20 protein-coding genes and 3 pseudogenes are annotated in these 25284 nt (G+C 60.4%); 13 read left to right on the top strand and 10 right to left on the bottom strand.

Going from position 1 to position 25284, the window contains the following annotated elements:
* The first annotated feature begins 61 nt into the window (after positions 1–61).
* The 10 genes from NJC40_RS14745 (at position 62) to NJC40_RS14700 (ending at position 11664) form a co-directional block, all read left to right on the top strand.
* Positions 62–733 carry a fumarylacetoacetate hydrolase family protein gene (locus NJC40_RS14745; RefSeq protein WP_253140088.1) on the top strand — a complete coding sequence of 224 codons (672 nt, stop codon included), beginning with the start codon at positions 62–64 and terminating at the stop codon, positions 731–733.
* Positions 730–1509: a fumarylacetoacetate hydrolase family protein gene (locus NJC40_RS14740; RefSeq protein WP_045489292.1), complete on the top strand. Its 780-nt coding sequence runs from the start codon at positions 730–732 to the stop codon at positions 1507–1509. Before NJC40_RS14745 ends, NJC40_RS14740 begins: the two co-directional genes overlap by 4 nt.
* Before the next feature lie 5 nt (positions 1510–1514).
* On the top strand, positions 1515–2975 hold the full coding sequence (gene hpaE / locus NJC40_RS14735; protein ID WP_253115422.1) for a 5-carboxymethyl-2-hydroxymuconate semialdehyde dehydrogenase: 1461 nt from the start codon (positions 1515–1517) through the stop codon (positions 2973–2975).
* Positions 2976–3081: 106 nt separating this feature from the next.
* Positions 3082–4005, top strand: coding sequence for a 3,4-dihydroxyphenylacetate 2,3-dioxygenase (hpaD, locus tag NJC40_RS14730; RefSeq protein ID WP_045489290.1), 924 nt, complete (start codon positions 3082–3084; stop codon positions 4003–4005).
* Positions 4006–4169: 164 nt separating this feature from the next.
* Positions 4170–4580, top strand: coding sequence for a 5-carboxymethyl-2-hydroxymuconate Delta-isomerase (locus NJC40_RS14725; protein ID WP_045489288.1), 411 nt, complete (start codon positions 4170–4172; stop codon positions 4578–4580).
* 53 nt (positions 4581–4633) lie between these two features.
* On the top strand, positions 4634–5944 hold the full coding sequence (locus NJC40_RS14720; protein ID WP_253140087.1) for an MFS transporter: 1311 nt from the start codon (positions 4634–4636) through the stop codon (positions 5942–5944).
* 10 nt (positions 5945–5954) lie between these two features.
* Entirely contained in the window at positions 5955–6758 is an 804-nt protein-coding gene (hpaH, locus tag NJC40_RS14715; protein WP_045489281.1) for a 2-oxo-hept-4-ene-1,7-dioate hydratase, read from the top strand.
* Between the two features lie 117 nt (positions 6759–6875).
* Positions 6876–7676 (top strand): 4-hydroxy-2-oxoheptanedioate aldolase, encoded by an 801-nt coding sequence (gene hpaI, locus NJC40_RS14710; protein WP_045489278.1) that lies wholly within the window; start codon positions 6876–6878, stop codon positions 7674–7676.
* A gap of 512 nt (positions 7677–8188) precedes the next feature.
* On the top strand, positions 8189–10297 hold the full coding sequence (locus NJC40_RS14705; RefSeq protein WP_253140086.1) for a LodA/GoxA family CTQ-dependent oxidase: 2109 nt from the start codon (positions 8189–8191) through the stop codon (positions 10295–10297).
* An 86-nt stretch (positions 10298–10383) separates the two neighbouring features.
* Positions 10384–11664 carry an NAD(P)/FAD-dependent oxidoreductase gene (locus tag NJC40_RS14700; protein ID WP_253140085.1) on the top strand — a complete coding sequence of 427 codons (1281 nt, stop codon included), beginning with the start codon at positions 10384–10386 and terminating at the stop codon, positions 11662–11664.
* Here the strand turns inward: NJC40_RS14700 and NJC40_RS14695 are convergent.
* The 4 genes from NJC40_RS14695 to NJC40_RS14680 all read right to left on the bottom strand — a co-directional run bounded on the left by NJC40_RS14695 (position 11653) and on the right by NJC40_RS14680 (position 15625).
* On the bottom strand, positions 11653–12282 hold the full coding sequence (locus tag NJC40_RS14695) for a TetR/AcrR family transcriptional regulator (protein WP_253140084.1): 630 nt from the start codon (positions 12280–12282) through the stop codon (positions 11653–11655). The two genes, NJC40_RS14700 and NJC40_RS14695, sit on opposite strands and share 12 nt — an antisense overlap.
* Positions 12283–12491: 209 nt before the next feature.
* Positions 12492–13454 (bottom strand): transcriptional regulator FeaR, encoded by a 963-nt coding sequence (gene feaR / locus NJC40_RS14690; RefSeq protein ID WP_253140083.1) that lies wholly within the window; start codon positions 13452–13454, stop codon positions 12492–12494.
* Between the two features lie 112 nt (positions 13455–13566).
* Positions 13567–14145 carry a DUF3156 family protein gene (locus tag NJC40_RS14685; protein WP_045489264.1) on the bottom strand — a complete coding sequence of 193 codons (579 nt, stop codon included), beginning with the start codon at positions 14143–14145 and terminating at the stop codon, positions 13567–13569.
* Positions 14126–15625, bottom strand: a complete 1500-nt coding sequence (locus tag NJC40_RS14680; protein ID WP_045489261.1) for an APC family permease — start codon at positions 15623–15625, stop codon at positions 14126–14128. Before NJC40_RS14680 ends, NJC40_RS14685 begins: the two co-directional genes overlap by 20 nt.
* A gap of 300 nt (positions 15626–15925) precedes the next feature.
* Here NJC40_RS14680 and NJC40_RS14675 point away from each other — a divergent pair, with 300 nt between their 5' ends.
* Positions 15926–17248, top strand: coding sequence for an alginate export family protein (locus NJC40_RS14675; RefSeq protein ID WP_253140082.1), 1323 nt, complete (start codon positions 15926–15928; stop codon positions 17246–17248).
* A 209-nt stretch (positions 17249–17457) separates the two neighbouring features.
* Here NJC40_RS14675 and NJC40_RS14670 read toward each other — a convergent pair.
* The 4 genes and pseudogenes from NJC40_RS14670 to NJC40_RS14655 all read right to left on the bottom strand — a co-directional run.
* Positions 17458–17730 (bottom strand): annotated as a pseudogene (locus tag NJC40_RS14670) (methyl-accepting chemotaxis protein); the annotation flags it as partial.
* 15 nt (positions 17731–17745) lie between these two features.
* Positions 17746–17961: pseudogene (locus NJC40_RS14665) on the bottom strand (PAS domain-containing protein); the annotation flags it as partial.
* A 571-nt stretch (positions 17962–18532) separates the two neighbouring features.
* Positions 18533–19483 carry a p-hydroxyphenylacetate 3-hydroxylase reductase component gene (locus tag NJC40_RS14660; protein ID WP_253140081.1) on the bottom strand — a complete coding sequence of 317 codons (951 nt, stop codon included), beginning with the start codon at positions 19481–19483 and terminating at the stop codon, positions 18533–18535.
* Between the two features lie 94 nt (positions 19484–19577).
* Complete coding sequence (locus NJC40_RS14655) at positions 19578–20747, bottom strand: p-hydroxyphenylacetate 3-hydroxylase oxygenase component (protein WP_253115444.1); 1170 nt, start codon at positions 20745–20747, stop codon at positions 19578–19580.
* 308 nt (positions 20748–21055) lie between these two features.
* Between NJC40_RS14655 and NJC40_RS14650 the strand changes: the two genes are divergently transcribed.
* Both NJC40_RS14650 and NJC40_RS14645 read left to right on the top strand, forming a co-directional pair.
* Entirely contained in the window at positions 21056–22543 is a 1488-nt protein-coding gene (locus tag NJC40_RS14650; RefSeq protein WP_045489246.1) for an aldehyde dehydrogenase family protein, read from the top strand.
* Between the two features lie 145 nt (positions 22544–22688).
* Complete coding sequence (locus NJC40_RS14645) at positions 22689–23174, top strand: Hcp family type VI secretion system effector (RefSeq protein WP_253140080.1); 486 nt, start codon at positions 22689–22691, stop codon at positions 23172–23174.
* A gap of 61 nt (positions 23175–23235) precedes the next feature.
* Here the strand turns inward: NJC40_RS14645 and NJC40_RS14640 are convergent, their stop codons facing one another.
* The gene (locus tag NJC40_RS14640; protein ID WP_492180565.1) at positions 23236–24258 is read right to left on the bottom strand and encodes a methyl-accepting chemotaxis protein; all 1023 of its coding nucleotides are present in this window, start codon (positions 24256–24258) and stop codon (positions 23236–23238) included.
* 261 nt (positions 24259–24519) lie between these two features.
* Positions 24520–24684 (bottom strand): annotated as a pseudogene (locus NJC40_RS14635) (PAS domain-containing protein); the annotation flags it as partial.
* Positions 24685–25284 lie beyond the last annotated feature (600 nt).

The following is a 25284-nucleotide window of genomic DNA, read 5'->3' as shown; positions in this document are numbered from 1 at the left end:
TTAATACATTAACAAGTAAACGATCTGGCAGCCGCTGCCCGATCACTGCCAGGAGAACAACATGACCCGTGCCCTGCACGACGTCGCCCATGGCACCCTGCTCGGCGTTGCGCTGAACTATCAGGGTCTGCTGGAGCAGCGTCTCGCCGAATTCGAGCAAACGCCCTACAAGCAGCCGCCCGTCAAACCGGTGCTGTTCATCAAGACCCCCAATACCCGCAACAGCCATCAAGGCCAGGTCATCCAGCCGCGCGGCGAACGCCTGCAGGCCGGCCCCGCGCTGGGTGTGGTGATCGGCAAGTCGGCCAGCCGGGTCAGCCTTGAGAATGCCCTGGCGCATGTGGCCGGTTACCTGATCGTCAATGAGTTCAGCCTGCCCGAAGACAGCTATTACCGTCCGGCGGTCAAGGCCAAGTGCCGCGATGGTTTCTGCGCGTTGGGCCCTGAACTGGTGCCTGCCGCGCAGGTGGCGGACGCCGGCCAACTGACCCTGGAACTGTTCGTCAACGGCGAACTGCGCCAGCAAAACAGCACCGCCAACTGGGTGCGCAATGTCCCGCAACTGATCGCCGAAATCAGCGAGTTCATGACCCTGCACGAAGGCGATGTGTTGATCACCGGCACCCCGGAAGGCCGCGTCGATGTCGTGCCCGGTGACCGTGTCGAGGTGCAGATCAGCGGCCTGGGCCGACTGAGCAACAGCATCGTCGCCGAACAGGAGCCACGCCCATGAAACACGCTCGCATTGGCTTTGAAGGCCAGGTCCACAACGTGCAGGTCGAAGTCGGCGATGACACCAGTCTGAGTGTGCGTCTGGCCGATGGCCGCGTGCTGGTTGAGGACCAGGTGCAGTGGCTGCCACCGGCCACCGGCAACATGTTCGCGCTGGGCCTGAACTACGCCGATCACGCCGCAGAACTGGCCTTCGCGCCGCCCACCGAGCCACTGGCCTTCGTCAAGTCGCCGGGCACCTACACCGGCCACCGGCAAATCAGCTGGCGCCCGGACAACGTCGCCTACATGCACTACGAGTGTGAGCTGGTGGCGGTAATCGGCAAGCCGGCACGTAACGTCAAGCGTGAAGACGCCTTGCAGTATCTGGCCGGTTACACGGTGTGCAACGACTATGCGATCCGCGATTACCTGGAGAACTACTACCGGCCCAACCTGCGGGTCAAGAACCGCGACGCCACCACCCCGGTCGGGCCGTACATCGTCGACGTAGCCGATGTGCCAGACGCAAGCAACCTCAAGCTGCGGACCTGGATCAACGGCGAGCTGAAGCAGGAAGGCACTACCGCTGACATGATTTTCGATATCCCTTACCTGATCGAATACCTGTCCAGCTTCATGACCCTGCAACCGGGCGACATGATCGCCACCGGCACGCCCGAGGGCCTGGCCGATGTGCTGCCGGGCGATGAGGTGGTGGTGGAAGTCGAAGGCGTCGGCCGGCTGGTCAACCGAATCGTCAGCGAAGCTGATTTCTTCAAGAACAATAAGGCGTGAGCAGCATGATCAAACACTGGATCAATGGCCGTGAGGTCGAAAGCAAAGACGTATTCGTCAACTACAACCCGGCCACCGGCGAAGCCATCGGCGAAGTTGCCAGCGGCGGCGCCGAGGAAGTCGCCCAGGCGGTAGCTGCGGCCAAGGAAGCCTTCCCTAAGTGGGCCAACACGCCGGCCAAAGAACGCGCCCGGCTGATGCGCAAGCTCGGCGAGCTGATCGACCAGAACGTGCCGAAGCTGGCCGAACTGGAGACCCTGGACACCGGTCTGCCGATCCATCAGACCAAGAACGTGTTGATCCCCCGCGCCTCGCATAACTTCGATTTCTTTGCCGAAGTCTGCACCCGCATGGACGGCCACACCTACCCGGTGGACGACCAGATGCTCAACTACACCCTGTACCAGCCGGTGGGTGTCTGTGGCCTGGTGTCGCCGTGGAACGTGCCGTTCATGACCGCGACCTGGAAAACCGCGCCGTGCCTGGCGCTGGGCAACACTGCGGTTCTGAAAATGTCCGAGCTGTCACCGCTGACCGCCAACGAACTGGGCCGTCTGGCCGTTGAAGCCGGCATTCCCAACGGCGTGCTCAACGTGATCCAGGGCTATGGCGCAACCGCTGGCGACGCACTGGTTCGCCACCCGGACGTACGTGCCATCTCGTTCACCGGCGGCACCGCCACCGGGCGCAAGATCATGCAGACCGCCGGCCTGAAAAAATACTCCATGGAGCTGGGCGGCAAGTCGCCGGTACTGATTTTCGAAGACGCCGATCTGGACCGCGCCCTGGATGCGGCGCTGTTCACCATCTTCTCGCTCAACGGCGAACGCTGCACCGCCGGCAGCCGGATCTTCATTCAGCAAAGCGTCTACCCGCAGTTCGTTGCTGAATTCGCGGCCCGCGCCAAACGGCTGATTGTCGGTGATCCAACTGATCCGAAGACTCAAGTCGGCTCGATGATCACCCAGGCGCACTACGACAAAGTCACCGGCTACATCAGGATCGGCATCGAAGAAGGCGCCACCCTGCTGGCCGGTGGCCTGGAGCGTCCGGCCAACCTGCCTGCGCACCTGGCCAAGGGGCAGTTCATTCAGCCCACCGTGTTCGCCGACGTGAACAACAAGATGCGCATTGCCCAGGAAGAGATCTTCGGCCCGGTGGTGTGCCTGATCCCGTTCAAGGACGAAGCCGAGGCTCTGCAACTGGCCAACGACACCGAGTACGGCCTGGCCTCGTACATCTGGACCCAGGACATCGGCAAGGCTCACCGCCTGGCACAAGGCATCGAAGCTGGCATGGTGTTCATCAACAGCCAGAACGTGCGCGACCTGCGCCAGCCATTCGGCGGCGTGAAGGGTTCAGGCACCGGCCGTGAAGGCGGCCAGTACAGCTTCGAAGTATTTGCTGAAATCAAGAACGTGTGTATTTCAATGGGCAGCCACCACATCCCGCGCTGGGGGGTATAAGGCAGCTGCAAGCTTGAAGCGACAAGCTGCAAGAAAGAGCGTAACGCTTCTGGCTTGTAGCTTGCCGGTTGGCGCTCAATTAACAATAAAAACCGGGAGAACCACCATGGGCAAACTTGCTCTGGCTGCCAAGATCACTCACGTTCCGTCGATGTATCTGTCGGAGCTGCCCGGCCCGCGCCAGGGCTTTCGTCAGGCGGCGATCGACGGGCATCACGAGATCAGCCGACGCTGCCGCGAACTGGGCGTCGACACCATCGTGGTGTTCGACACCCACTGGCTGGTCAATGCCAATTATCACGTGCTGTGCGGGCCGCATTTCAAAGGCGTGTACACCAGCAATGAACTGCCACACTTCATCAGCAACATGGAGTACGAATTCCCCGGCAACACCGAACTGGGTAAGCTGCTCGCGCAAGAGTGCAACCGCTTCAACGTCGAGACCATGGCCCACCACGCCACGACTCTGGGGCCGGAATACGGCACCCTGGTGCCGATGCGTTACATGAACCAGGACCAGCACTTCAAGGTGATTTCGGTCTCGGCGCTGTGCACCTCGCATTACCTCAACGACAGCGCACGGCTGGGCTGGGCCATGCGCAAAGCGGTCGAGGATCACTACGACGGCACCGTGGCGTTCCTGGCCAGCGGCTCGCTGTCACACCGCTTCGCCCAGAACGGCCAGGCGCCGGACTTTGCCACCAAAGTCTGGAGCCCGTTCCTGGAAACCCTCGACCACCGCGTGGTGAAGATGTGGGAAAACGCCGAGTGGCCGGAGTTCTGCGGCATGCTCCCCGAATACGCAGCCAAGGGTCACGGCGAAGGCTTCATGCATGACACCGCGATGCTGCTTGGTGCGCTGGGCTGGTCGGACTATGACGGCAAAGCCGAAGTGCTGACGCCCTACTTCGGCTCCTCGGGCACCGGGCAGATCAACGCGCTGTTCCCGGTCACGCCGCAGGATGGCTCGGCGATTCCACCGGCCCAGGCCGCCAATCCGGCGGCGGTGGTGTCCACGAGCCGGCTGTAAAACCGGTTGCGGCACTGGTTGCAGGACCGGCTGCAGGACCGGCTTTAGCCGGAAAAGGGCCATTCCAGACGCAGCATTCATGGTGCCTGGAAAATTCGCGACCAAAACCGATCGCCGCCCGGGCGCTCCCACAGCATTGCAAACCTATTCAGGAACACATCCTCATGCCCCATCTGGTCCTGCTCTACACCGCCGACCTGGAACACCAAGCCGATATTCCCGGCCTGTGCCGTGCGCTGGCCGACAGCATGCTTGAACAACGCGATGAAACCGGCAAGGCGGTGTTCCCCACCGGCGGCACCCGGGTGCTGGCCTATCCGGCGGCGCACAGCGCGGTGGCTGACGGCCAGGGCAACTATGGCTTTTTATACGCCAACCTGCGCATGGGCAGCGGTCGAAGCGCTGCGGTGCACAAAGCGGTCGGTGACAACCTGCTGAGCGTGCTGCGCCAGCGTCTGCAGCCGATCCTCGATCAACGCCCGGTGGGCATCACCCTGCAGGTCGATGAAAGCCACAACCAGGTCTATGACGGCAAGCACAGCAGCCTGCACCCCTTGTTCAACAAGAGCACCTGACTGCCGCCAAAGAACCCAGCCGTGTCGTCTCAACCAACAAAAAGTACAAGACCATGAGCGCAACCCACTCTGCCGCAAGCGCCGCTGCTGAGCACAACCTCAGCGACGCCACGCACCGCACCGTCACCTGGCGGCTGATGCCGCTGTTGCTGGTGTGCTACCTGTTCGCCCACCTGGACCGCATCAACATTGGTTTTGCCAAGATGCAAATGAGTGCCGACCTGCACTTCAGCGACACCGTCTATGGCCTGGGTGCCGGGCTGTTCTTCGTCGCCTATGCGCTGTTCGGGGTGCCCAGCAACCTGGCACTGGAACGGGTCGGGCCACGCCGCTGGATCGCCTGCCTGATGGTGGTCTGGGGGCTGTTGTCTGCCGGTATGTTTCTGGTCCAGAGCCCAAGCGGCTTCTACACCCTGCGCTTTTTGCTGGGGGTGGCCGAGGCCGGGTTCTTTCCGGGCATTCTGGTCTACCTCAACCGCTGGTACCCGGCACGCCGCCGTGCGCAGATCACCGCGTTGTTTGCGATTGCGGTACCGATGGCCGGAGTGATTGGCGGCCCGCTGTCCGGGGCCATCCTGGAGTGGTTCAACGGCACCGGCGGGCTGCGCGGCTGGCAGTGGATGTTTGTCCTGGAGGGCTCGCCGGTGGTATTGCTCGGCTTGCTGGTCTGGCGGGTGCTGCCGGAGCATTTCAGCCAGGTCGGCTGGCTCAGCGCTGAGCAGAAGCAACGCCTGGGCGAAGAACTGGCCGCCGAAGAGCAGCGCAAAACCATCACCTCGTTCGCCGGGATCCTGCGTGATGCTCACGTATGGCTGCTGGTGGCGATCTACTTTGCCGTGATGCTGGCGGTCAATACCCTGGCATTCTGGATGCCGACCCTGATTCACGGCGCCGGCATTGGCCGCGACAGCATGGTCGGCCTGCTCAGTGCGATTCCTTACCTGGCCGGTGTGCTGTTCATGCTCGCCTGCGGACGCTCGTCAGACCGCCATCGTGAACGCCGCTGGCACCTGTGCGTGCCGCTGCTGATGTGCGCACTTGGCATTGCCGTGACCGGCGTCACGCCAGCCAGCGCGGTGCCGGTCATGGCCGGGCTGATCATCGCCGGCATGGGTGCCAGCGCCGCACTGCCGATGTTCTGGCAATTGCCGCCGGCCTTTCTCTCGCTGCGCGCCATCGCCGCCGGCATCGGCCTGATCAGCTCGTTTGGCAGCATTGCCTCGTTTCTCGCGCCCTACCTGATCGGCTGGATGCGCGACACCACTCACAGCGCCAGCCTGGCCCTTTATGTGCTGGCGCTGCTCATCGCCCTGGGCGGCCTGCTGGTGTTGCGTACCCCGGCCGCTATCGTCAATCCGCAATAAGGAGCTTTCCATGCTTGCCCCTACCCTCATCCAGCAAGCCGCCGAGCGGCTCGACCAGGCCGAACGCTCCCGCGAGCAGGTTGGCCAGTTCTCTCTGCAATACCCGGACATCAGCATCGAAGACGCCTACGCCATCCAACGTGCCTGGGTCGCCCGCAAGATCCGCGACGGGCGCAAGCTGGTCGGCCACAAGATCGGCCTGACCTCCCGCGCCATGCAGGTGTCGTCGAACATCACCGAACCGGACTACGGCGCGCTGCTCGATGACATGTTTTTCGACGAAGGCACCGACATCCCGTTCAATCGCTTCATCGTGCCGCGCGTGGAGGTGGAGCTGGCGTTCATCCTCGGCAAGCCGCTCAAAGGCCCGAACGTGACGATCTTCGATGTGCTCGATGCCACTGAGTGGGTGGTTCCGGCGCTGGAAATCATCGATGCCCGCATCCAGCAGGTCGACCCGCAGACCCAGGTCACCCGCAAGGTGTTCGACACCATTTCCGACAACGCCGCCAATGCCGGCGTGGTCATGGGCGGCAAGCCGGTACGCCCTACCGACATCGACCTGCGCCGGGTGCCAGCGGTGCTTTACCGCAATGGCGTAATCGAAGAGTCCGGGGTTTCGGCTGCCGTGCTCAATCATCCGGCCAAAGGCGTGGCGTGGCTGGCCAACAAACTGGCGCCGTATGACGTCACCCTGCAGGCCGGGCAGATCATTCTGGGTGGCTCCTTCACCCGACCGGTCGCCGCCAGGCCGGGCGACACCTTCCACGTCGATTACGACCAGTTGGGCAGCATTGCCTGCCGTTTCGTGTAACCCCCTTTGAAATGCTGTAGGAGCTGCTTTAGCAGCGAAAAAGACCACGCCAGGCATCACATTCATTATGTCGGGCAGACTTCGCGGCCAAAGCCGCTCCTACCCAGGAGTCCCCCCATGGATATGCCTATCAATACCTTCAAGCAGCGCCTGCAATCGGGCGAGGCGCAAATCGGTCTGTGGCTGGGTCTGGCCGACCCGTATTGCGCCGAGCTGGCGGCCAATGCCGGTTTCGACTGGCTACTGATCGACGGTGAGCACGCGCCCAATGATCTGCGGGGTCTGCTCGGTCAGCTGCAAGCGGTGGCGCCCTACCCTGGCCAGGCGGTGATTCGTCCGGTGATCGGTGATACAGCGCTGATCAAACAGGTTCTCGATATTGGTGTGCAGACGCTGCTGGTGCCAATGGTCGAAAGTGCCGAGCAGGCCCGTGAGCTGGTGCGCGCGATTCACTATCCGCCCAACGGAATACGCGGGGTGGGCAGCGCACTGGCGCGGGCTTCGCGCTGGAACACGATTGACGGTTACCTGGATAAGGCCGACGAGCAGATGTGCCTGCTGGTACAGATCGAGAATCTGGAGGGTCTGGCGCGGCTGGACGAGATTGTCGCGGTAGAGGGGGTCGACGGGGTGTTTATTGGCCCGGCGGACCTGAGTGCGGCCATGGGGCATCGGGGTAATCCCGGGCATCCTGAGGTGCAGGCGGCGATCGAGGATGCGATTGTGCGGATCGGTCAGACCGGCAAGGCGGCAGGGATTCTCAGCGCCGACCAGAAGCTGGCACGGCGGTACATTGAGCTGGGAGCAAAGTTTGTAGCAGTAGGGGTGGATACGACCGTGCTGATGCGGGGGTTGCAGACCCTGGCGGCGGCATTCAAGGACGGGCCTGCGCCGAGCAGTGGGGGCGGGGTTTACTGATTTTGCGGGCGTGCGCTCGTCGTCGATCCGGGCAACAGCAATGGTTCAAGCCAGGCAGCAGTGGCTTAATCGGTTAGACGCTATACATCTCTGTGGGAGCTACCTGGGTAGCGAAGAGGCCGGTAAGGTCACAGCAACAGCGGCGAATGTGCCGCCGTCTTCGCAACCAAGGTCGCTCCTACAGGAGCAGGCGGCATTTAAGTGAACAAAAGTGGCTTAAATGTGAGTGGGTGTTTCAGAAGTGACGAGGAGCCAAAGAACCGTCGCTTCAATCCCTCGCATAACACCCGCGCCAGACAACTGATTTTCCAAGTTATTTATAAAAACCCAAACCAGCCTGAGCCGTGCCGCAGAGCGCTTTTTACAATTGGCCGGCTATCTGTCACCCATTTTTTTCTGATCTCAACTTGACGAACTCAAAAGACCACCAATAATCTGATGCCGTAATGCCATTATCGGTATTCAGCACCAGAGCATGTATCGCGCAAGTGCCCAACGGAGGGGCGGTTCGGATGAGTTCGACTTACGAGATTTTTCCAAAGATTGGTGTTGCCCGTCTTGGTAACAGCCCCACAGAGTTTTATTTATCGCCACAAGCCACCGGGGGCTTACCCCTTGAATGTGACGCACAGGGCAATCTGCAACTGGATAACGGCAAGCCCAGGTTCGTCAATGCCTTCAAAGACAGTGTTGGTCGTATCAAGCGCCAGGCTGCCAAGTTTCAGATTGTCCGCACTGATGGTACTAGCCCGCAACCAGTCACACTTGACAGTGAAGAAATCAGTTCCATTGAGTGGACTGTCCATATCGCTAACAAGAAGCCGATCTGGTACACGTTTTCCGAGTTGCAGGGCAATCTGGAGTTTGGTCCAGACAACAGTTATGAAGCCCAACATATTCCGGTTAACAACTCCAATGTCACCGACCCCGTGGCGCGTCAGCAACTGATTATTGACCCGGGTCCGCGCAGTATTTCCGGGGCCGGGCAAAACATTCAATTCTCGCGCTATAACATCCCGAGCGATTATTCAAAAGGTTCGTTCCCGTCCGTGGGTTCGGGTGGAGAGCAAATTGATGTATTGGGCGAGCTGAAAACCGACAGCAGCGGCAATCTTGTGGCACTGGGTGGTTTTGGCAAGGTGACGGGGTCAGGAGAAATATCTTCATTTCGGGGTGCCTCCGGGTATTGGGATGATATCTCCGACGGTTTTGTCTGTGCGCAAATCACCCTGCGCGATGGCAGTAAAATCACACCTGAGCCGGCATGGCTGATCGTTGGCAGTCCGAAGTATGTGCCCGAGGTGGTCAACGTCATCACCCTCGCCGATACCTTGTACGATGTAGCGGTTCGCCAGATGGGGGCAGATCCGAGCCTGTTTGATTCGGAGCAGCACACGGCGCAAAACTCGGCCGATTATTTTGCCGAGATCGGAAAATATTGTCCGTTGTACGGCTTCAACCCCACGTTCAAAATCAACTTCGACGCCCATATTCAGCCGATTCTGGATGCCCTGTCCCGCTACAAATGGGTCGCCAACGTTCCCACCATGGATGAGTTTGCCAGGCCGTCTTTTGACATGCGTGATAGCAGTGACGCGAACCGTGAACTGCGCATGGCCTACTTCAAATACTTCCGCGTTCCGCTCTTGCCCGCAGACTACGACAGCCATTACGCCGACATGGAATTCGGTCCGGCCCAGCTTGAGCGCGACGGTCAGCCGATGATGCCGCTCAATTCCGGTGACAACTCCGTCACCAATTTTGGCCCCATTTATAAATTCCTGACCCTCTCCGCCACCCAGTACTTCTTTCTCTACCAATGGGCGAAGGGTAACTTTACGACAGCCCGCTCAAGCGGCAGCACGTCCCATCGCTCGGTGCAGAAATACTATCATCAGCTCCATCATGCGGCCGCAGAGGCTCCGCAAACCCAACTGGCGCTGGTAGATATCAGCAACTGTGTCGGCGGGCCGTTCTCACCAGGCATCGAAGTGACCTGGAGCATGCGCAGTGCCAATCTCTATGATGCGCCTTTCCATATCATGCTGGCCCATGCCAATTCGGGGCAAACCGATATGCAGGCACACTATCGGGAATATGGCCTGTCGATTCAAAGCCGTAATGAAACCGCCCCAGATGCTGATGGCAAGAAAATTGGTTGTGAACCGGGGGACTTGACCAAACGCATGGCAATCCCGTGGATGGCCGACTTTCAGGAATGCACGGTTCAGACCCCGAATATTTCCGATATCAATATCAACCAACTTTCCGATGGTTCCGGAATTGAACTGCCGCCGACCTATTATGTGTACTGGTGGCCGCCACAAAGCCCGTTCAATGTCATGACTGGCGCCACTCACCCGCAAGATCAGGTGCTGGACGCTTATGTCAGCCAGATTGACGGGCAGCCCGTTATCCCGGCCGGGCAGAATGTTGAATATCAACGCGGCATTTTTTCGAAAGAAGACATGATCAGCAACTGGTCGGCGCTGGGCTTTGTCGTTAATCAAGGGAGTAACGAAATCCCCTATCTGGTGGAGAAAGAGCGTAACTTTGGGCAGTTGGCGCAGTTCAAAATGAATAACGATTACGCCATCAGACTTAAAGCCCAAGGTAAGTAAACGTCATGACCGGTTCTGTCGACGAAACAATACCGTGTTTCGATGTCGTGATAATCGGGGGCGGGCCGGCCGGTACCTCGGCCGCCTTGACTCTGCTAAAACGCACCGATATCTCGGTTCTGGTAGTAGAGGCCGGTCATTATGACCGGCCCAAGTCGGGTGAGTCCTTATCACCCGGGGTTCGCAACCTGCTGGATTACCTGGCGGTGTGGGATGAATTTGCCGGGATGGCACCGTTGCAGACTTGGGGCAACCAGGCCGCCTGGGGCAGTGAACAGTTGGCGTCGTTCGACTTCATGTTCAACGTCCACGGGCACGGTTGGGCGATTGACCGCGCCCGTTTTGAACACATGATGGCCCGCCTGGTGAGCCAGCGCGGCGGGCGGCTGGAGTGCGATACCCGCTGCCTGGCAGTGCGCCAGTTGATGCCTGATCGTGATCAATATGCTGGCTGGCAACTGACACTGCGCAGCAGCGATGACCGCGAGCATGCGGTGCGTGCCAGAGTGGTGATTGATGCTGCGGGCCGGACATCACGCTGGAATGAGGCGCTGCACCACCGCCATGATGATCTGGTCGGCGTCAGCGCTCTGCTGACGGCCTCTGCAACCCATTCGCCGGCGGCCTTGACGACCGTTGAGACCGTGGCCAATGGCTGGTGGTATGCGGCCCCCGTACCCGGAGGCCGCGTTGCAGTGTCGTTCATGAGTGATTCGGACATCATTCATCAGAACAAGCTGTCGCGCCCGGAGAACTGGCTGACAGCCCTGGCGGGCACGCGCCATATCGCCGAGCTCATCAATCCTGCCGGGAACGATGTCGAGTTACGCACTGATCCGGCCTTCTCGGCCTGCCTTGTGCCTGGCTCAGGCGGCGGGATCATTCCTGCCGGGGATGCAGCGGCATCGTTTGACCCGCTGTCTTCCGGTGGTATTCCCCACGCCCTGGCTACAGGCATACAGGCTGCCCGTGTTGCCTCGGATCGTCTGCACGGCGAGGGGCTACTGGTGTCGGCCTACGAGACCGCCATTGCCGCTGACTTTCGCCAGTACTTGCGTACACGCTGGCGCATTTACGGCATGGAAACCCGCTTTGGCACTTCACCTTTCTGGGTGAGGCGGCAAACACCGGTTTCGCTACCGCCGGAAAACATCCTGATTGCCGATTCGCATACCGACAGCCAGACCATCTTCCTGCCCCGCCAGGTGGCGGATCTGATCCGCCATACAGCCATCAAGCCCATTTCGGCGGCTGAGCTGATCGGCAAGGTCGGCGCATCCTGCCCTGCCTACCCGGCTGAGCGGCTGATCCTGGGGGTACAGGACATGATCGGTAAGGGCTTGGCGAGCTACCCGCTATCGGCCTGATGTGATGTACGAAACGTACGGCGACGATCCCTGACGCAGTAGCGACAGTGAGTCGCCGTACACCCTCCACAGCGCCTTGAGGCGTCTGGCATAAGCCTCGGGTGTTGCATAGAGCAGCTCGACGTGAAGGCTGTCGACGATGCCTTGCCAGGCGTCGCAGTACAGTTCCAGGTCGGTGTCGTCCATCTGCGGGTAACGCTGGGCGAGCAGTGGTCTGAACAACTGGCGCATCTGTGCCAGATAATCTTCGAAGCCCGCACTGATCAATGGCCTCAGGACTTCTGGCGGGTAGAAGGCCGCGCGCAACAGGCAACGCAACGAGGCCGATGCCTGGTAGCGCTCGGCCAACTGGTGGACCAGCAGGCCGCCCGGCACGCTATTGAGCTCGCTGGCGGTATCGAAGCAGCTTTGCATGTGCAGCCGTTCGTTTTCCAGAGCGCGTTCAAACACCACGCTGTAGAGCTCATCCTTGCTGGAGAAATGCGCATACAGCGACGGCTTGCGCATATTGGCCAGGATCGCGATGTCGTTGAGCGACGAACCGTCGTAGCCGCGTTCGGCGAAATGCTCAATGGCCAGGCAGCAGATGCGTTCAGCCGAGGCACTCAGGGTTTTCATCAGTGTTTTCCTGCCAATCACTATTTTAGTGGCTCACGCCAGTAATGCCGGTGGGGACCATACGGGGCTACGCAGAGTCCCGGCATGACCCCCGCCCCTCCCGTACAGCCTACCGACGCCCAAATCTACCTATCGATAGGAAGGGTAATTGGCCACTATAAAAACCTTCTCGCAAAGAGGCAAACGCTCCAGGTTTTGGTTGTGCTGCTTCACGCCGCGCCAGCCGCATGGGTCAGGCTGACACTGCGGAAATCCTTGGGCGACTGTTCAAACTGCTTCTTGAATGAGCGGCTGAAATGCGCCGAGTCGGTGAAGCCCCATTTGTAGGCAATGGTGGTGATCGATTCGCTGCGCAGGAAAGGATTGGCAAGGTCTTCGGCACTGCGTTTGAGCCGTGCACGCTGAATGTAACGGCACACACTGTCGCCTTCATCTTCGAACAAGCGATACAGATGCCGCACCGAGATGTTCAGGCGCCCCGCCAGCACCGCCGGGTTCAGGCCAGGCTGGCCCAGCGATTCGTCGATCAGCTTCTGCACACAACTGCGCAGGTTGACACTGCCTGACGCGCTCAAGTCGGTACAGGCCTCATCGCTGTGTTCCAGCGCCGATGGCAGCAGCGAGATCAGTGCATTCTGCAAGCCGTGCTCATCGGTTGCGACGGCCTCGTCATCGCGGGTGTCCTTGCAAATCTGATCCATCAACACATGCAGCATGCGCCCGCAGGTCTTGGCGGCAGATACCTTGCCGAAGGCCAGCCGCTGGTTTTTCAGCCCCTTGAGTACATCCTGGCGCGGCAAGGATAGCGAGGCGTGTTCGATCAGGCCGAACGGGGTAATTTCACAGTAGCCGCTCGAGTCCATCAGCAACATGTCGCCCGGCGCCAGCTTGATGCTGATGCCGTGCTGGGTGATCTGTGAATAGCCACTGCGCTGGCTGACCAGAAAACAGTCCTGGTCGTTGTCCAGGTCGGCATTGCCGGCCTGACGGACGATATTGCCAGCGTTGGTGCGCAGGCTGGCCAACTCCAGACCGGAGCGTGTCCAGGTGCAGATCTCACCGATGAACAGTGAGCGATTGAACGCAAGGTCAGTCTCGAAGCGGCCACAGATGGCGCGCAGTCGGCTATTCCATTGCTCAAGGGCATTGCGGGCGATTTGATCAGTGTTCATACCTGCCTCCACGATGAATCTTGTTGTTATGCGCTTATTGATAACATGTTAATAATAAGCACACAACTTCACTTGAATCGTTCATGTACAGGCAGGATACGTGCCAGTCGACCTAGATCTCGCGCAAGACGCGGGACAAGGCATTCAGCGCCGCGAACAGGCTGGTTTTTTGTTCTGCGCTGATAGCGATATAGCGACGGAACGCAGGCATGCGGTTGACCACTTCACTGCCGCCCATATGCTCCAGACGCACCGTCCACTGGCCGTCAGCGGCCTCCAGAAGCAGACGTTTGAAGTCCAGCGGCATCAGGGCCTCACGCAGCGGCTGATCCAGCTCCAGTGCCTGACGCAGCGTAGCGAGTGCTGCGCTATCACCACCCCGGCGCCGGCAACGCAAGCCGCTGCGGCGGATCGAACCGGTATGGTGCAGCTCATAACGCCCGGCGCACTGATTTGCGCCCGGCACCTGCAGCACAAACTCACTCATCACCAGGTGCATCAGCAATTGCGACTCGGTGCGCTCGCGCACCTCAACCATCAGGCCATCGAGGCTCACTCGCGCTAGGCGCGGCTCAAGCTGCTGCCAGCCGCTGAGCGCCAGGTTGCGCCGCAGGCACTCAAGCGTCACGCCCGGCCGGTAACCGGCCGGATCACGCGGGGCGGTCAGGCCATCAAACAGTCTTGAAAGCATCACGGGCTGCAGCCTCCGGGTGAATGCCTGGTTCGTTGGCGAACTCTTTGGCCAGTACGTCTTCGACCCTGGCTGGCTTGAATGGATGGACCTTCTGTATCACCAGCGTCCAGAACAATGCATAGGCGGCAGTGCCCGCGAGCATGATGCCGAACGGTACGTAGATATCTGCAGGATTCATCCCGGGTGGGGTGATAAACCACATGCCCAGCAGGATGCCGACACTGGAGACGATCTGCGGCAACGGGAACAGCGGCGAGCGATAGGCGCGCGGCAGGTCCGGGCGGCGGATACGCAGGCTGACCACCGACAGGGTCACCAGCAGATAAGCCGTGCTCCAGGCACACACCGCCGCCAGCACCAGGTTGATAATGTTGTCGGTGTTACCGCCCAGATACCAGGCATGCACGCATGGGATCAGCATCGCGACCAGAATGCACAACAGCGGCGTCTTGAAGCGCGGGCTCAGGTAGGTGAACACCTTGGGTAACGCACCGTCGACCGCCATGCCATAGATGATTCGCGGCACGCCGGCCATCAGCGTGTTGATGGTCGCTGCACCGGCGAACAGAAAACCGATACCCAGCCAGATCGGGCCGATATCGCCCATTACCTGCTCGGCGAATTTCGGGATGGCCATGGGTGTGTCGAGCAAGTGCACGCCGGTAGCGGCGTCCAGCACCACGTTCTCCACCTGGCGCTTCATCGCAGCGCCGTAGATGAACATGCAGCTCGCCACGCCCAGCAATCCCAGGATCATCGCCTTGGGCATGACCTGAGCCGAACGGCGCAAGTCCGGCGCCAGCGGGGTGACGAACTCGCAGCCGACGAACATGAACATCGCCATGCCCACCAGCGACAGAATGGTCACCAGGTCAGTACCGACCAGCGACGCACCGAACAGCCCGTCGAGCTGCACCGCCGGCGCGGCGATCAGGCCCAGCACACCGAAGGTCATCAGGGTCACCCACATCCCGAAAGTCAGGATGATCTCGGCCTTGCCGAACGCACTGACGCCAAAGGCATTGAGGATACCCAGCACCACCACGAACCCTACGCCCAGCAACCAGGAACCGCCGGCCGATTCGGCCAGGGTATTGAGGTGCTCGAAATTCACCAACGCCATGACCCCGGCCAGGATGGTCTCGGCGGTGCCGGCAAAAACGTGGACGATCAGGTAAGCCGCCAATGTGCCCATAATGGCGAAAAAGCGTCCCAGACCGCAGTTGATGTAGTCATATACGGAGCCTGTGGTCGGCAGGATTGAGGCCGCCTCGGCAAAGGTGGTGGCCTGCGCCAGCATCATGATCACCGCCAGGATCATGGCCAGGGCAAAGGCGCTGCCGCCGATGCCGAAGCCCATGGTCGCGGTGAGAATCACCGGGCTTGCCATGATCAGGCCGATGGTACTGGCCAGCGCGGTGGGAAACCCCACTGTGCCGCGATTCAGATGCTCAGTGAGCTGTTGGTTGAGTGACATGCTGGACCCCTGCTGTTCTAGTCGTTCGATCAGGCAATGCAAACAATCGCCGGCAAGTATTGCGCCACTCCCCTGTCAAGCGATGCCAGCCGACGATCGCCGCACTGCGCCATGCAATCACTGTGCGCCGGCCCTCCTTCAACGTCTTGCCCATGGCTGACGGCGATTTTGTTGCAGCCTGCCAGCAGCGAGGCCATGGCGGACAGATACAAATGGCTGGCACGCTCGGCAAAGACCTGCCGCCTTGCAATACCCCTAACTGATGGCAACCCACGTCCATTAGAAAAAAGGGGCAACACCATGGAGCGCTTTACCCGACGTAACACCCTGGCTCTGGTCATCGGCCTGAGCAGCCTGCTCGGCGTCAGTCAGAGCCAGGCCATCGAACTGTACAGCGATGAAGACACCCAACTAACGGGTAACTTCCTCGCCGTCTACGGCCACTTCAACAGCCGCAAGAACTACGACGGCACGCCAGGCGGTTCGACCTGGCGCGAGGGGTTCATCAAATACGGGCTGAGCGCCAGCCAGGGCCTGGCGGGTTTTGGCAGCCTGTATGGCACCGCAAACCTGGTCAGTTCAGCCACTTGGGGCGACGGCGATGCGGCCGGCTACACCAATGGCAGTGAGCGCACGACAAAATTCGACGAAGCCTTTGCCGGCTGGAAGTCCGGTGACCTGTTTCCAGTGCTGGGCAAGGATGGTGTCGATCTGTCATGGGGACGCCAGGTCATTACCCTGGGAGACGGTTTCATCATCAACGACGACGGTATCAACCTGGGTAAAGGTATCGCTGACGGTGACATGAACCGCGGCGGCGCCTACTATCTGGCCGCCCGTCACGCCTTCGACAAAACGGCAGTATTGCGCCTGGGCGGCAAGGATGGCCTGCATGGCAGCCTGTTGTGGTTCAAGTCCGACAACCGTGCCCAGGCCAATACCGAACTGGCCGCCGCGACCCTGGAATACAGCGCTGCGCCAGGCACCCTGGGCCTGACCTGGATCCACGGTCTGGGCGTCGACAAGCAATACGCCAGTGACTTTCAGCGCCAGCGTGACGGCATGAACATCTACAGCCTGCGTGGCGCCGGTAATGCCGGCATCGACAACGCACACTTCTCGTTCGAATACGCCAGGCAAACCAAGGACGCAGGTCACGAGCAAGCCTGGTACACCGAGGCCGGCTACACCTTCGCCGATCTGCCCTGGAGCCCGGACCTGAGCTACCGCTACAGCCGCTACTCCGAGGGTTGGGACTCGATGTTCAATGGCCAGAACCGTGGCTTTGGCACCTGGTTCCAGGGTGAGGTCACCGCCAACTATGCCGGCCCCTTCAACAGCAACACCGCCATTCACCACTTGGGCCTGAAGCTCAAGCCGCTGGACAACCTGACCATCGGCGCCCTGTTCTTTGACTACCGGACCTTGCACACCGGCCAGGCGCTCAACCTCGATGGCCGCGAAGCCGACCTGTATGTCGAATGGGCGGTCAATGATCACCTGATCATCACCCCGCTGGTCGGCCTGTACAAACCGCGCAAGGATCAGGACAACGGCGGAAACCAGGTCGGTGGCAACGGCACCAACGTCTACAGCCAGCTGATTGTCGCGGTCCCGTTCTGATAGCCAGCAGCGAGCTTGTGGTTAATGCTGATCAGTCAAGGCCGACGCGATCCTTGTCGGACCTTGGTCTGGTCGGCAGATTGACGAAGGCGGCGTGAGATCCACTGCGAATGTGCTGGTTTCATCGCCGCTTTCGCGAGCAACCGGAACGCCGACCGGCTGCTACTGAACACTCCTGCAGCTAGCCCCTAACGCCGCGCATCACGCACCAGCATGGTCTGGATCTGCTGGGTCGCGTGGCGGGTGCTTTCGGCCAGCTTCTTGACCTCATCGGCGACCACCGCAAAGCCGCGGCCCACCTCACCGGCACGGGCCGCTTCAATCGCTGCATTGAGGGCCAGCAGGTTGGTCTGTTCGGCAATCCCCTTGATCACCCCGACCACCGTGGAAATCTGCGCGTAAGTCGCCTGGTTCTGCTCCAGCATCTGCGCGTGACTGGCCTGGGCCGAACGCTCGTCGCTGATATCGCGCACCGCGCCCATCACCCGTTGCAGCACACCGCGCTCGTCACGGACCGCCCGGCCCCGCTCGCGGCACCAGATATAGCCACGGGTCTTGTGCCGCATGCGGTACTCGAACACATACTCTCCGCTGCCTGCGGGCATGACGATCTCACGTTCAAAGATCGCCATGATTGCCGCCAGGTCATCCGGATGAGTGATACCGACCTGGGCATCCCAGCCATCAGGCAACTCGTTGGCGGCATAGCCCATCAAGGCCCGAAACGGGTCAGAGATGCGCATGAAGCTGGCCGGATCGTCAATCCGCCCATGCGCCACGCGAATGTCCCAGAAGCCTTCAGTGAGGGTCGACTGCAACAGCTCCCAGACCCGCTGCTCCTGATGATGCTGATGCAAGCGTTCATGCAACTGCTGGTTGCTGTCTTCAAGCGCCTTGAGCTGTGGCAACAGCCGCTGCTGCTCAAGCTCGGCCGCCGCCAACGCATTGCGCAGTTGGCTCAGACGTTCCTCGACGTCGGCCTGCGCGCTGGCTTGTTGCTGCTCACGGGCACGCCACTGAGCGTGTAACGCCGCAACTGCCTGCAGGTTTTGCTGCACCAGAGGAAAGCGCTGCATCACGCCTGGTGCCACGGGCTGTCCATTGCCCAACTGTTGCAAGGCCTGGTTAAGTTCATCGACCCATTTGTTGTTATTGAAAAACATCAGACACCCCGGACGTGAGAGACACCCGTTGCCATCAGGCCTTAAATCGCCGGGGTTCGCATGTGCCAGGCTGCCAGGCGATTTGCATCACCCTGCCAGCCAGCCCCCACCCCCCAGTTGCTCAGCCGCGAATCACCGCCTGCAACACCGCCTTGAAGGTCGCGATCTGTTCAGCGCTGAACGCACCGAATACCTTGTCCTGCTGCTCGCGGGCAATGCTCCACAGGCCCTCGGTTTCATCCACGCCGCTGGCGGTCAGGCAAACCCGCTCGCCACGATCACAGACCAGCCCCTTGCGGCGCAGATTGGCGACGGCTTCGTCGATTTCCAGGGCCGGCATCGCGACCTCTCGTTGCAGGTCATTGAGGCTCAGGCCGGCATCGTTTTCCAGCACCATCAGCATCCGCGCCTCGCTGGTGCGCAGGCCGGTAGATAACTGGCGAGGCTGGTAGCCGGCCTGATACGCACGCAAGGCCTGAGTCATCAGGTAATACAGGTTGTGCTGCAGACGCCCCTGAAAGTGACTGCTCGGCGCCTGGCCCTCTTCACGCCTGGTCATCCGGGTATGTGGCAGCACCATCGAGTAGGCACCCTGATGGTAGAGCAGCGGTGAACGGCCAAAATCATCGAAGGCCACCACCTTGCCGATCAGAATCCAGTGGTCGCCGCCGTCGATCTGCTGATACTTCTGGCAATCGAAACGCGCCGAGCAATCGAGCAACAACGGTGAACCACCGACACCCGGCTCATGGGCGATACCGGCAAAGCGGTCGTCGCGTGGCCGGGCGAAGTTGTTGGACAGCTCGATCTGATCCGCAGCCAGAATATTGACCGCAAAATGGGTGGCCTCGGCAAACACCTCATGGCTGGTCGAGCGTTTGTCCAGACTCCAGAGAATCAGCGCCGGGTCCAGCGACACCGAGTTAAAGCTATTGGCCGTCACCCCGACCTTGTGACCCGCAGCGGTGGCGGCGGTGACCACCGTCACACCGGTGGCGAAATTACCCAGCGCCCGGCGAAATGCACGGGGGTCCAGAGCAGGGTTAACGGCAATTGCGCTTGGTTCAGACATGCAAGACTCCCGGACAGCCGCCAGCGGCTGCCCTGATTCGAATAAGGTTATCGGGCGCATCAGGCAGCCTCGGCTGCCGATATCACAGGGTCCGTCAGACCATGCTTGGGTCCGGCTCCAGGCCCATCAACTCGCGACCGAGGATCTGCGCGCAGACGTCGTAGTCGGTGTAGGCATGCGCACCGGTCATGTGCGAGTCACGGAACAGTCGCTGCATCTCGTTGCTTTCGAACCAGGCCGTGCCGCCGGCCGCAGCGAACAGTCGATCCACGGCCTCAATGCACATCTTCACCACATAGCCCTGGTTGGTACGCCAGTACGCCAGCGTGTCGCGGGACGGGTACTCATGGCGCTCACCGTGCTCAGCGTGGTCCTGCCAGGTTTTTTCCAGAAAGGCCCGCGCCGCCGCCACTTGATGGGTCGACTCGGCCAGGCGCATCAGCGCCGGAGTCGCGGCCCCTACCGCCGCACCGGTGTAGGCACGCACACGGTTGCGAGTCTTGTCGCGAAAGACCTCAAGCATACGCTCGGCAATTCCCAGGCTGACCGTCGAGAAGCCACTGGCAAAATACGGGCGATAGGGCGAATAGAAAATCTTGCTGTCCGGGTACAGGCCGAACCCGGCCGACTTGCCTTCCATCATGTCCTTGGCTTTCTGGATGCGGTGCTCAGGCACAAACACGTTGTCGATCACCAGAGTCTTGGTGCCGCTGCCTTTCATGCCGGCGGCGTACCAGTCGTCACGGATCTGATAATCGCTGCGCGGCAACACGGCAAAGCAGTAATCCTGGCCGCCTTCGGCGTTCTGACGACGGAAACCGACAATCGCCCACTCGGCGTGATCGCTGCCGCTGCTCCAGCCCATTTCACCACTGAACAGCACACCACCATCGGTTTCAGTGGTGCGGCCAAACGGGGCAATACTGCTGCTGGCGGTGGCATCAGGATTAGCCCCCCAGATCTCTTCCTGCAAGCGGGCCGGAAACAGCGCCAATTGGTGACTGTGCGTGCACAGCAGGCTCATGGCCCAGGCGGTGCTGGCACAGGCGCCGGCCAGCAAGGCGATGCAGTCGCCGAACTGCGGCAGGGAAATTTCCAGCCCACCATAAGGACGGGGCTGAAAGGCCCGATGCAGGCCAATGCTTTTGAGCAGGGCGATATTTTCGGCGGGCACCATCCGGTCTTTTTCTGCCTGAGCGGCATTGGCCGCAATGGCCGGCAGGATCGCACGCAGGTCTTCAAGCAGGGGATTTGGCTTTTTCATGAGGGGGCTCTGCTTATTATTGGACATTTTCCAGCGGCCTGACCCAGCACTGATGACCCTCGGGTCAAAGGCCGGTCAGCCGAACACAGCGCCAGTATGGGTCTGGCGTCGGATGCGGAAAATGCACCTTCCAGATGGAAGATTGTACTTTTCATAGCCGGCCCACTGCTCAAGCCACCCAGTCGCTGGCACGCACAGACAAGCGCTGGTCAGCCCTGATCAAGCGTGTTTGACCGCACCTGGTTACCCTCAGGCAATACGCGTGGTTCACGCTTTTTTCTGCCCGTTTTCTGCCTGAGGTACTGCTCGTGTCCGACATTCAACTGCTCCCCCAGGTCCGTGCCTTTCTGGACCGCGACCATGGCCTGTTCATCGACGGGCGCCCCCAGCCATCCCAGGGCAACGGACGGATCGAGGTGGTCAGCCCGGCCAATGCCCAGGTCATCGCGCGGGTCAGCGATGCCGTCGAGGCCGATGTGGATGCTGCGGTCGCTTCGGCTCGTCAGGGTTTCAAGGTCTGGTCACAGACCGCCCCGGCCGTGCGCAGCGCCGTGTTGCTCAAACTGGCCGACCTGCTGGAGCAACACGGTGAGGAGCTTGCCCAACTGGAAACCTTGCAGTCAGGCAAGATCATTCAGATATCCCGCGCTTTTGAAGTGGGCCAGGCCGCGCACTTCCTGCGTTACTTTGCCGGTTGGGCAACCAAAATCACCGGTCAGACCATCACCCCGTCGCTGCCTTCGTTCAACGGCGAGCAATACACCGCCTACACCCTGCGTCAGCCGGTGGGCGTGGTGGTCGGTATCGTGCCGTGGAATTTCTCGACGATGATCGCCATCTGGAAGCTGGCGTCAGCCCTGACCACCGGCTGCAGCGTGATCATCAAACCCAGCGAGTTCACGCCACTGACCATTCTGCGCATCGCCGAGCTGGGTATTGAAGCCGGTCTGCCGGCCGGCGCACTTAACGTAGTGACCGGCCTGGGCAAGGTCGGCCAGGCGCTGATCGAACATCCCGGCACCGACAAAGTATCGTTCACCGGCTCCGTGCCCACCGGCATCGCCGTGGGCAAAACAGCGCTGGGCGCCAACCTGACCCGCGCGACGCTGGAGCTGGGCGGCAAGAACTCGGTGGGGTTTCTGGCCGATGTCGACATCGACAAAGCGGTCAACGGCGCCATCGAAGCGGGCTTTTTACACTCAGGGCAAATCTGCGCCGCCGGTGAACGTTTCTTTGCTCCGCGCCAACGCATCGATGAGTTGATGGACAAACTCAGCCAGCGCCTGGCCGCGCTGAAAGTGGGCTCGCCGCTGGATGAAAGCACTGAATTCGGCCCGGTGACCAACCGCATTCACCAACAGAAGCTGGGCCAGTTCTTCGACCGCGCCCGCGCAGAAAACTGCACCATTGTCCACGGCGGACGCTTGATCGAACGCGAAGGCTTTTATGTAGAGCCGACCGTGATCCTCGCCAACTCGCTGAGCGACACCCTGTTGAGCGAAGAAACCTTCGGCCCGATCGCCACGTTCCTTGCGTACGACGATGAGGAGCAGTTGCTGGAGCTGATGAACAGCACCCCGTACGGCCTGAGCGCCAGCCTGTGGACCAACGACCTGGGCAAGGCCATGCGCATGGTGCCACGCATTGAGGCCGGCACCGTATGGGTGAACATGCACACCCTGCTCGACCCGGCCGTTCCCTTTGGCGGAATCAAGGCTTCTGGCATCGGCCGCGAATTTGGCTCGGCATTTATCGATGACTACACCGAGCTTAAATCAGTGATGATTCGCTACTGAGCAAGACCTGAAGCGGCGGATGCTGAACCGTCAGTATCCGCAGGCTGTTCTTGCCTGCTAAAACAACTGCAATTTCGGAAACGTCCTACATATCGCCGGGGAGCCAGAAAATACACTGCCCCTCCATTTATCAAGGAGGGCGACCATGGCCAACTGCGGTTACATGACCATCAAGAGCGACAAGCAAGGCTTCATGTCCAATGGCTGCTGCACACCGGAGTCGCTGGGCGGCAAAAACCAGACCAGCCACGCCGACCAGATCATGGTGCTGGCCTTCACCCACAACATGGCCAACCTCGACAACGCCCGCCACGCCACACACCAACCGGTGTACATCACCAAGCACGTTGACAAATCAACCCCGCTGTTGAGCCAGGCGCTGGCCAATCGAGACCAGATTGATTGCATGATCGATTTCTACCGCACCTCCTCGCGCGGTACCCAGGAGAAGTTCTACACCGTCGAGATTCGCGGCGGACTGATTCGTGAGCTGACCCAGGACATGCCCCACGCGCTGCTGCACAACGACGGTCAGCCGCAGGAGCACCTGGCAATCAGTTACCGCGACATTATCTGGACCCATCACGCGGGGAGCACCAACGGCTATGCGTCGTGGATCGCGGATCAATAACAGCTGCGCCAAGGACCGCCTGTGAACCGGGAGGCCGCAAGACCTCCCCTCACTCATGACCTCAACGACTGAACCGTTCCGCCAGACTGTGCAGGTACTGGGCCATTTCTTCGAGCTCACGGCTGATCGCAGACCCTTGCTGCGCCTGGTCTGCACTCTGGTCACACAGTTGCGCGATGCGGGTGATCTGCTGGCTGATGTTCTCGGCCACATGGCTCTGCTGTTCCGACGCCGAGGCCATTTGCTGGCTCATGCCGGTAATCCGTGTGACAGCCTTGCTGATGCCATCCAGAGCTTGCTGGACGGCCTCGACGCTGGCCACGCTTTCCTGGGAGTTCTGCTCGCCGCGGCTGGCGGTGGCGACGGCGCGGTCAGCACCATCACGCAACGAGGTGATGATCTTCTGGATTTCCTCGGTGGACGATTGAGTACGTGACGCCAGCGAACGCACCTCGTCCGCAACCACGGCAAAGCCCCTGCCCTGTTCGCCGGCACGAGCCGCCTCGATCGCAGCGTTGAGGGCCAGCAGGTTGGTCTGTTGGGCAATCGAGGTAATCACGTCCACCACACTGCCGATCGATTGCGTTGCACCCGCCAGCTCGCCAACAGCGTGGCCGATTTCATTGACCGAGTTGGCCATGTGCCGGATCGCCAGCAGGCTTTCGTCGGCCAGGTTGCGACCCTGCTGGGCCAGTTTGTCGGCCTCTTCAGCGGCGTGGGCAGTGCTCTGCACGTTGTGCGTGACTTCCTGGATCGTCGCGGCCATCTGGTTGATCGCCGTGGCCGACTGTTCGGTTTCGTTACGTTGCTGATCCAGAGAGCGTGCCTGTTGCACCGACAATTGCGCCGACTGCCCGGCACGCGACTTGACCCCCTCGCCGGTGTCCACCAGCCGGGTCAGAGCCGTTTGCAGGCGGGCCTCTTCGCTGATCATCGCCAGGTCCAGTTGCGCTTGCGGGCCGCGGTTATCACTGTAGGTCAGGGCGACCAGCGCGCTGGTGAACGCCTTGGGGTGTTCATCGAGGGTTTTCTGCAGACCACGCCGGTGACGAATCTCCAGATAGCCACCCAGCCCCACCAGCACCGCCAATAACAAGAACACGAACGGCGTGTCCTCGAGCAAGTAGGTACCCACAGCCAGAATCAGGGTGGCTACAACCATCGGTAACTGGCGGCTGAGGTGGTAAATCGCACTACCGGTTCTCGACACGGCCGGCTTTCCAGCCCTCAGGCGGGCATACAGTGCTTCAGCACGGCGCACCTGATCGCGGGTTGGCAGCGAGCGTACCGATTCATAACCAATGATGCGGCCGTTTTCATACACCGCCGTGACGTAGGCACTCACCCAATAAAAATCGCCGTTCTTGGAACGATTCTTGACCACCCCCATCCAAGGTTTACCCTGCTTGATGGTTTCCCACATATGGCCAAACACCGCTGGGGGCATATCGGGGTGGCGTACCAGGTTATGCGGCTGGCCGATCAACTCTTCACGGGTAAAGCCGCTCATGGCGACAAACGCGTCGTTACAGTAGGTAATGTGGCTGCTTAGATCGGTGGTGGAGATCAAACGCTCGTTGGCAGAAAAGGTTCTTTCATTTTGGGTAACCGGCATGTTCAAACGCATCGACTGCAACCTCTCCTGATAACTGCAAAGATCCAGGCATACCTGAACTTACTGCACGACAATCGTTGCGATTGAGTCATGCGGCATTGAAAGCACGCTATGTAAGGGTTTAGCACATCCTGTTGCGTCAGGAGACACTGCCTCAGAGGGACCCTGAAGGTTGGCAATGCCCGACAGGCGCTGGCAATTTCTCGCCCCATCGCACCTGAAATCCAAGCGTAGCGAAGAAAAACCGAGGAGCAAGTCGACAATTACCGACTTGCCAACGACTCATCATCATGGTCATGGATGGCATTTTGCAAGCATATCTGAAACATTTGTTTTCAGAACATTCAAACGCTTGAATTAATGGAAATTTCCATTCTTTATCGGCCTTGCACAAATAGCCCAGAGGCAGCATTGCTGCTGCGACACTTTGCCAGCCATCAGCGACACTCCCGGCTATCAAGGCTGCGAAAACCTGTCAGTGGCCGCCTGCAGGTT

The organism is Pseudomonas sp. 21LCFQ02, from assembly GCF_024129895.2.
Taxonomy (GTDB): Bacteria; Pseudomonadota; Gammaproteobacteria; order Pseudomonadales; family Pseudomonadaceae; genus Aquipseudomonas.
The sequence above is the reverse complement of the archived record's forward strand: the minus strand, read 5'-3'. Positions and strand labels throughout refer to the sequence as shown.

Excerpts from the sequence above, each read along its gene's own strand:
- NJC40_RS14695 (WP_253140084.1), bottom strand. The coding sequence starts at position 12,282 with ATGAAAACCCTGAGTGCCTCGGCTGAACGCATCTGCTGCCTGGCCATT.
- NJC40_RS14645 (WP_253140080.1), top strand. The coding sequence starts at position 22,689 with ATGGCCAACTGCGGTTACATGACCATCAAGAGCGACAAGCAAGGCTTC.
- hpaH (WP_045489281.1), top strand. The coding sequence starts at position 5,955 with ATGCTTGCCCCTACCCTCATCCAGCAAGCCGCCGAGCGGCTCGACCAG.
- NJC40_RS14680 (WP_045489261.1), bottom strand. The coding sequence starts at position 15,625 with ATGTCACTCAACCAACAGCTCACTGAGCATCTGAATCGCGGCACAGTG.
- NJC40_RS14685 (WP_045489264.1), bottom strand. The coding sequence starts at position 14,145 with ATGCTTTCAAGACTGTTTGATGGCCTGACCGCCCCGCGTGATCCGGCC.
- NJC40_RS14720 (WP_253140087.1), top strand. The coding sequence starts at position 4,634 with ATGAGCGCAACCCACTCTGCCGCAAGCGCCGCTGCTGAGCACAACCTC.
- NJC40_RS14740 (WP_045489292.1), top strand. The coding sequence starts at position 730 with ATGAAACACGCTCGCATTGGCTTTGAAGGCCAGGTCCACAACGTGCAG.
- NJC40_RS14675 (WP_253140082.1), top strand. The coding sequence starts at position 15,926 with ATGGAGCGCTTTACCCGACGTAACACCCTGGCTCTGGTCATCGGCCTG.
- hpaE (WP_253115422.1), top strand. The coding sequence starts at position 1,515 with ATGATCAAACACTGGATCAATGGCCGTGAGGTCGAAAGCAAAGACGTA.
- NJC40_RS14745 (WP_253140088.1), top strand. The coding sequence starts at position 62 with ATGACCCGTGCCCTGCACGACGTCGCCCATGGCACCCTGCTCGGCGTT.
- NJC40_RS14660 (WP_253140081.1), bottom strand. The coding sequence starts at position 19,483 with ATGTCTGAACCAAGCGCAATTGCCGTTAACCCTGCTCTGGACCCCCGT.
- hpaD (WP_045489290.1), top strand. The coding sequence starts at position 3,082 with ATGGGCAAACTTGCTCTGGCTGCCAAGATCACTCACGTTCCGTCGATG.
- NJC40_RS14725 (WP_045489288.1), top strand. The coding sequence starts at position 4,170 with ATGCCCCATCTGGTCCTGCTCTACACCGCCGACCTGGAACACCAAGCC.
- hpaI (WP_045489278.1), top strand. The coding sequence starts at position 6,876 with ATGGATATGCCTATCAATACCTTCAAGCAGCGCCTGCAATCGGGCGAG.
- feaR (WP_253140083.1), bottom strand. The coding sequence starts at position 13,454 with ATGAACACTGATCAAATCGCCCGCAATGCCCTTGAGCAATGGAATAGC.
- NJC40_RS14655 (WP_253115444.1), bottom strand. The coding sequence starts at position 20,747 with ATGAAAAAGCCAAATCCCCTGCTTGAAGACCTGCGTGCGATCCTGCCG.
- NJC40_RS14705 (WP_253140086.1), top strand. The coding sequence starts at position 8,189 with ATGAGTTCGACTTACGAGATTTTTCCAAAGATTGGTGTTGCCCGTCTT.